A 6644-nucleotide genomic window follows, 5' to 3' on the forward strand; every position below is an offset into this window, starting at 1 on the left:
CAGTTCCATCAATGACCAGATGTGAGATTTCACCACGGGTTGGCGTTTTTATGCTGATGTTCACTGTCTTTGCTCGCTTGCTGAGCAACGAATAGTCTGGACAATGCAGCGACAATTTAATCAGTTTAAAAATCGAGTCAACAAAGCCCTGTAACGCCCTCAATGAAAGGCCAACCACGCGTTTCATCATCAGTACTGTGGTGATGGCCATATCTGAGTAGTGGAGCGGTCGTCCACGCCGTTCAGTAGTGTTTTTTTCCGTCCATGCAGCAATGGCTGATTCATCTAGCCATAAGGTTAGAGAACCGCGCTGCCTTGAGGGCCTTGTTATAAGAGGGCCAGTTGGTGATTTTAAAATTTTGTTTTGCCATGGAGACCTGATTTTGAAACAACTGTGGTGATCTGCTCCGATGATTACCCAAAAGTTCTATTTATTCAACAAAGCCTGTTGCATATCAAATACCTGATCGACAGATATACCGGACTGTGGATGCACGGCTGGAACTTCACCGGCAATGGCAACTACGGCAAGGCACTGTGGGGACGTGGTAACGGTTGGGCAGCCATCAGCACCGTCGATTTCCTCGAGATGCTGGACCACCAAGATGCCAGCTATCAGATGATCCTCAACACGTTCAGCCGTCAAGCCGATGCAGCAGTTCGCTATCAGGATGCCAGCGGTATGTGGCGTACCCTGCTTAACCAGCAGGACAGCTATCTGGAGGCTTCCGGCACCGCCGGTTTCACCTATGCGCTGTTAAAAGGCATACGCCTTGGTCTGCTCGACGAACGCTATCACGATACCGCTTGGAAAGGTGTCAATGCCCTGTTGAGCCGTATCAGCCCGCAGGGAGAAGTCGCGGATGTCTCCGCAGGGACGTCAGTCGGGCACGATCTCGATCACTATCGTAAGATTGCCATCAAACAGCGCGCGTATGGTCAGTCGCTTACCATGCTGGCGTTGACAGAGGCATTAGCCGGGCTGAAGTAACTCTGGCAGCCCCGTGGCGTATCGGGCCTTCGCGGGGCTTTTTTCACTGCTGCTTACCGCGCCGTTTATGGGGTAAAAACCTGCTCCGCATCCGGTGGCAACAATCCTGCTTTCCAGCGTTGCTGCCAGCTGTGCGCAAAAGTTTGCATCCCGCTTTGACCGCCCATCTGCAACAGCCCCGGCAACTGATGGCTTTTGCCCTCACGAATCAGGCTGGCCACAGCGGTATTGGTCAGCAACACTTCATACAGAGCGACGCGCCCTCCTCCGCGTCGTGGCACCAGTTGCTGCGCCACCACACCTTGCAGGCACAGCGCCAGTTGGCTGCGCACAAAATCTTTCTCCTGTGCGGGAAACACATCCAGCAGACGTTCTCTACCGCCTGAGTGGCACCGCGTGTATGCAGCGTTGCCGGCACCAAGTACCCGGTTTCTGCCGCCGTTAACGCCAACCGAATGGTTTCACCGTCGCGTAATTCCCCCAGCAAGATGACATCTGGGTCTTCACGCAGAGCACCGCGCAAGCCGTGGGCAAACGATGGGCAGTGTACGCCGATCTCACGCTGTTGGATCAGGCCGTGATCGGCGCAAGGCGCAGATGAGCAGACAAATTCAATAGGGTCTTCCAACGTAATAACATGGCAAGCGTGCTGCTGTCTGAGCGCATTCACCACCGCCACCAATGTGGTGGATTTCCCCACTGCAGGTTGCGCCGGTCACCAGAATCAAGCCGGCGTGTCGCGTGATTAACGAAGCAAGGATCGGTGGCGCATGCAGTGTTTCCAACGCGTGTGCCGTCGTAGCAATGGTACGTAACGCAACGGAAAGCCCGGCATGCTGACGAAACAGATGTGCGCGCAGCCGAATGCCGTCGAGTGTGGTCAACGCGCCATCGGCCTGCCCCTCAGTGTGTAATTGCTGGCGCTGATGGGCCGTCATCCAACTGTCTCCCCAACGCTCCAACTGCGCAGCGTTGCAACAGGCGCTGGTCTGTATCGGTTGTAACTCGCCATCAATACGCCACATCGGTGGATATCCGCTACACAGGTGCAGATCGGAGGCATTCTGTTTTACACTACAGGTTATCCACTCATTGATATCCATAGACCCCATCCTTAGCATGACCATGAACCCGATTGAGCAGAATCTACAGAATGTCAGAGAGAAGATCGCCTCCGCCGCCGCCGCATGTGGACGCGACCCGCACGCGGTGACCTTGCTTGCCGTCAGTAAAACCAAACCTGTTGCAGCGATCGAAGAAGCGATTGCCAGCGGGCAGCGAGGTTTTGGGGAAAATTATGTACAGGAAGGCGTGGACAAGGTGCTTTATTTCCGTGAGGCCATGCCTAAGGTGGCATTACAATGGCACTTTATCGGACCGCTGCAATCCAACAAGAGCCGTCTGGTTGCCGAACATTTTGACTGGTGTCACACCGTCGATCGCCCTAAAATCGCCCAACGTCTGAGCGAACAACGCTCAGCGGCATTATCGCCATTGAACGTGTTGCTGCAAGTGAACATTAGCGGTGAAGCCAGCAAATCTGGGATCGAACCAGCAGAGCTTCCCGCCCTGGCCGCTACCGTCGCTGCCCTGCCGCACCTGACGCTGCGGGGCCTGATGGCAATTCCGGCACCGGAAAGTGACTACGCACGGCAATTAGCCGTGTTTCAATCGATGAATGACCTGTTTGCGCAGTTAAAATTGCATTATCCTCAGTTGGATACCCTCTCCATGGGGATGACGGATGATATGAGCGCCGCGATTGCGGCAGGCAGTACGCTGATACGCATCGGCACCGCCATTTTCGGCGCACGGGACTATCCTCAGCATGTATAGGCCTCAACATGGATAATTCTCGCCATGTATAATCCCCTTCGGGACTGAACGCTGCCACTGGCAGGTTGACGAACACGAGAGAACATAAATATGCAACACCGCAAGCTTACCTTTATTGGTGCCGGAAACATGGCTCAGGCCATCATTGCAGGGCTGGTTAACGGCGGTCATCCTGCCGATCATATCCGCGTCTGCGCACCGAGCGCCGCACGACGGGATGCGCTGGCACAGCGCTATGGCGTTATCAGCAGTGACGACAACCTCACGGGCGCGCAGGATGCTGACGTCGTGGTGCTGGCGGTGAAACCGCAGTTGATGGCAAGCGTATGCGAGCCGCTGCGCGGTGTGCTGAACGCGCCGGGTAAGTTGGTGCTGACTATCGCGGCTGGAGTGAGTGTGGCGCGCTTTCAAGCGCTGTTAGGGGAGCCGCTAACGCTGGTGCGCATTATGCCAAACACACCGTCATTGGTGGGCAAAGGCATGAGCGGCCTTTACGCGCCCGCTAACGTATCGGCGGAAGATCGTGCCTTTAGCGCCGAACTGATGCAAAGCGTGGGTAAAGTATGCTGGGTTGAGAAAGAGAGCGGCATCAACGGCGTTATTGCCGCCGCAGGCAGCGCACCTGCCTATTTTTTCCTGTTTATGGAAGCGATGCATCAAGAGGCCATACGACAAGGATTCACACCGGAAAGTGCACGTCAGTTGGTGCAGCAAGCCGCACTTGGTGCAGCTGCACTGGTAGAAGCCAGTCCGGATACGCCGCTTGCGACGCTGCGTGAGAACGTGACGTCCAAAGGCGGCACCACCGCAGAGGCGCTGCGGGTGTTTAACGAACGCCAACTGACACAAACCGTCGCCTATGCCATGCAGGCTGCCGTGTATCGCGCGCAGGAAATGGAAAAAATGTTTTAACGCACCGTTATTCTCTATATAGCTGATAAGGAATCGATGTTTCTATGCTAACCCTGACGTTTCTGGTCAAGACACTGATCGACCTGTATGTAATGGTGCTGCTGTTACGCATTTGGATGCAATGGTCACGCAGTGATTTTTATAACCCGTTGTCACAATTCGTGGTGAAAATCACGCAGCCTATCGTCAGGCCGCTGCGCCGTATTCTGCCTGCACTCGGCCCCATCGATAGCGCATCGCTGCTGTTGGCGTTTCTGCTGACCACGTTGAAATACCCCTTGCTGATGCTGATTCAGGTTGGAGCCTTCGCGATAAGCCCGGTCAACTTGCTGGTGGGTTTGTTGGCACTGTTAAAATCCGCGGGCTATCTGGTGCTCTGGGTAGTGATTATTCGTGCGCTGATGAGTTGGGTGAGTCAGGGACGCAGCCCGGTGGACTACCTGCTGTTCCAACTTACCGAACCGTTTATGGCCCCGATTCGCCGTATTATTCCAGCCATGGGCGGCATCGATTTCTCCGCCATGGCGGTGATTTTGATCCTGTATCTTCTGAACTACCTCGGCATGGATCTGTTTCCTGAATTTTGGTTCCTGCTGTGAGTGCAATAGCACTGATGCCCGACGGGTTGGTCATTCGGCTCTATATTCAGCCGAAGGCCAGCCGTGACCAGATAGTCGGCCTGCACGGTGATGAGCTCAAAGTCGCCATCACCGCGCCGCAGGTTGATGGTCAGGCCAACGCGCATTTGGTCAAATACCTTGCCAAGCAGTTCCGGGTGGCAAAGGGCGCAGTGAGCATTGAAAAAGGTGAGCTGGGCCGTCATAAACAGATTAGAATTGTTAATCCGCGGTACATTCCTACGGAGATCGCCGCATTGATCTCGCAGTAACCCTCCACAGTGAACTGCGCATCGCAACAGATAACTCCCCGCCATTCCCGACGATGGCATTAACAGAATGCAGGACACACGCATGGATACCACGAGGCAAAACGTCGTTTTAGCCACCGGCAACCCCGGAAAAGTTCGCGAACTCGCCGATCTTCTGGCGGATTTTGGCATGAATATCGTCGCACAAACCGAGCTGGGCGTTGATTCTGGCGAAGAGACCGGGTTGACCTTTATCGAGAATGCACTGCTCAAAGCACGCCACGCGGCGCACATCACCGGATTGCCTGCGGTGGCCGATGACTCGGGTCTGGCGGTTGATGCCTTGGGCGGTGCGCCGGGCATCTACTCCGCGCGCTACGCCGGAGTAGATGCCAGCGATCAAGCTAATCTGGACAAACTGCTCGATGCCATCAAGGATGTCCCTGACGAACAACGCGGAGCCAGCTTCCATTGCGTGCTGGTCTATCTGCGCCACGCCGATGACCCGACGCCGCTGGTCTGCCACGGCCGCTGGCAGGGTGTGCTGACGCGTAAAGCTGTGGGCGAAGGCGGCTTCGGCTATGACCCTATCTTTTACGTGCCGAGCGCATGCAAAACGGCCGCAGAAATGACGCGCGATGAGAAAAACGCGCTGTCGCACCGTGGTCAGGCGCTGCGTTTACTGCTGGATGCGCTGCGTCATGCATAAACTGCCGCCGCTCAGCCTGTATATTCACATTCCCTGGTGTGTGCAAAAATGCCCGTATTGCGATTTTAACTCTCACGCCCTCAAAGGTGAGGTGCCGCATCAGGAATATGTGGAGCACTTATTGGCGGATCTGGATGCGGCTCTTCCGCTGAGCGGCGACCGAGCTCTCAGTTCGATCTTTATCGGCGGCGGCACGCCCAGCCTGCTGAGCGCAGAAGGCATGCAGGCACTGCTCGATGGCGTGCGTGCCCGCTTGCCCCTTAGCGCGGATGCCGAAATCACCATGGAAGCCAACCCCTGCACGGTAGAAACCGATCGCTTTAGCGGCTACCAGTGTGCGGGAATTAATCGAATCTCCATTGGTGTGCAAAGTTTCAGCCCGGAAAAATTGACGCGTCTAGGACGTATTCACGGCCCGGAAGAAGCTAAGCGTGCCGCGCGTCTGGCTGCTGGACTTGGGCTGCGCAGTTTCAATCTGGACCTGATGCACGGCTTGCCGGATCAGACGCTGGAAGAAGCGTTGGACGATTTGCGACAAGCGATTGCGCTCAATCCACCGCATCTGTCGTGGTATCAATTGACGATTGAGCAGAATACCCTGTTCGGTTCGCGTCCGCCGGTGCTGCCCGATGACGATGCGCTATGGGATATCTTCGCGCAGGGCCATGCGCTGCTCACCGCCGCAGGCTATCAACAGTATGAAACGTCTTCCTACGCCAAGCCGGGCTATCAGTGCCAGCACAACCTCAACTATTGGCGTTTTGTCGATTATCTGGGGATTGGGTGTGGTGCACATGGCAAGATCACGCGCGCTGACGGGAGTATCCTGAGAACGGTAAAAGCCCGCCATCCGCGTGGTTATATGCGCGGCACTTACTTGGCCCAGCGCAATGAAGTACAAGCGGAAGATTTGCCGTTCGAATTCTTCATGAACCGTTTTCGGTTGCTGGAACCCGCGCCGCGTAGCGAATTCAGTGCCTACACCGGCTTGGCAGAAAGCGCTGTGCGCCCACAAATAGACTGGGCGTTGGCGCAAGGTTATCTGACGGAAACCACTACCCACTGGCAGGTTACCGAACACGGCAAGCTGTTTCTGAATTCTTTGCTGGAAGGATTTCTGGCGGAATAATCGCAGCCAAAGAAAGAAAAAAACAGGGCTTTGTTGAATAATAGGTAATCATGCTGTTTTTCCATGCCAGTTTTGGTTGAAAATGCTTGTCATCTCAGCTGTACACTTTTCTCATGAGGCCTAACTGCATGATTTTACGTTGCGAGGATCCGTCGTTTCACTGGGCTGCCAGCATAAAATCTATTTATTCAACAAAGCC

Annotated in this window: 7 protein-coding genes and 2 pseudogenes; 7 read left to right on the forward strand and 2 right to left on the reverse strand. The window is 55.1% G+C overall.

Translation table 11 applies throughout. The features are described 5' to 3' along the window. Window positions 1–371 (reverse strand): annotated as a pseudogene (locus tag QZ506_RS10415) (transposase); the annotation flags it as partial. Window positions 372–394: 23 nt separating this feature from the next. Here QZ506_RS10415 and QZ506_RS10420 point away from each other — a divergent pair. Continuing rightward, window positions 395–991 (forward strand): glycoside hydrolase family 88 protein, encoded by a 597-nt coding sequence (locus QZ506_RS10420; protein ID WP_291970931.1) that lies wholly within the window; start codon window positions 395–397, stop codon window positions 989–991. 65 nt (window positions 992–1056) lie between these two features. Here QZ506_RS10420 and QZ506_RS10425 read toward each other — a convergent pair. Further along, window positions 1057–2094: pseudogene (locus QZ506_RS10425) on the reverse strand (type IV pilus twitching motility protein PilT). A 22-nt stretch (window positions 2095–2116) separates the two neighbouring features. On the opposite strand from QZ506_RS10425, the gene QZ506_RS10430 reads away from it, so the two are divergent. From QZ506_RS10430 to hemW, 6 genes are all read left to right on the forward strand, one after another. Next, window positions 2117–2827, forward strand: coding sequence for a YggS family pyridoxal phosphate-dependent enzyme (locus QZ506_RS10430; protein WP_291970943.1), 711 nt, complete (start codon window positions 2117–2119; stop codon window positions 2825–2827). A gap of 90 nt (window positions 2828–2917) precedes the next feature. Continuing rightward, entirely contained in the window at window positions 2918–3739 is an 822-nt protein-coding gene (gene proC / locus QZ506_RS10435) for a pyrroline-5-carboxylate reductase (protein ID WP_291970933.1), read from the forward strand. Window positions 3740–3783: 44 nt separating this feature from the next. Continuing rightward, the gene (locus tag QZ506_RS10440) at window positions 3784–4338 is read left to right on the forward strand and encodes a YggT family protein (protein WP_291970934.1); all 555 of its coding nucleotides are present in this window, start codon (window positions 3784–3786) and stop codon (window positions 4336–4338) included. Then, a complete protein-coding gene (yggU, locus tag QZ506_RS10445) occupies window positions 4335–4628 on the forward strand; it encodes a DUF167 family protein YggU (protein ID WP_291970937.1) in 294 nt (97 codons plus the stop codon). The genes QZ506_RS10440 and yggU overlap by 4 nt, the downstream gene beginning before the upstream one ends. A gap of 82 nt (window positions 4629–4710) precedes the next feature. Further along, the gene (gene rdgB, locus QZ506_RS10450; RefSeq protein WP_291970939.1) at window positions 4711–5316 is read left to right on the forward strand and encodes an RdgB/HAM1 family non-canonical purine NTP pyrophosphatase; all 606 of its coding nucleotides are present in this window, start codon (window positions 4711–4713) and stop codon (window positions 5314–5316) included. Beyond that, window positions 5309–6445 carry a radical SAM family heme chaperone HemW gene (gene hemW / locus QZ506_RS10455; protein ID WP_291970941.1) on the forward strand — a complete coding sequence of 379 codons (1137 nt, stop codon included), beginning with the start codon at window positions 5309–5311 and terminating at the stop codon, window positions 6443–6445. The genes rdgB and hemW overlap by 8 nt, the downstream gene beginning before the upstream one ends. Window positions 6446–6644: the final 199 nt, after the last annotated feature.

Origin of the sequence: Candidatus Symbiopectobacterium sp. (assembly GCF_020054415.1) — a bacterium.
Lineage (GTDB): Bacteria > Pseudomonadota > Gammaproteobacteria > Enterobacterales > Enterobacteriaceae > Symbiopectobacterium.

Coding starts and splice junctions, on each gene's coding strand:
- QZ506_RS10440 (WP_291970934.1), top strand. CDS start 3,784: ATGCTAACCCTGACGTTTCTGGTCAAGACACTGATCGACCTGTATGTA.
- rdgB (WP_291970939.1), top strand. CDS start 4,711: ATGGATACCACGAGGCAAAACGTCGTTTTAGCCACCGGCAACCCCGGA.
- proC (WP_291970933.1), top strand. CDS start 2,918: ATGCAACACCGCAAGCTTACCTTTATTGGTGCCGGAAACATGGCTCAG.
- QZ506_RS10430 (WP_291970943.1), top strand. CDS start 2,117: ATGAACCCGATTGAGCAGAATCTACAGAATGTCAGAGAGAAGATCGCC.
- hemW (WP_291970941.1), top strand. CDS start 5,309: ATGCATAAACTGCCGCCGCTCAGCCTGTATATTCACATTCCCTGGTGT.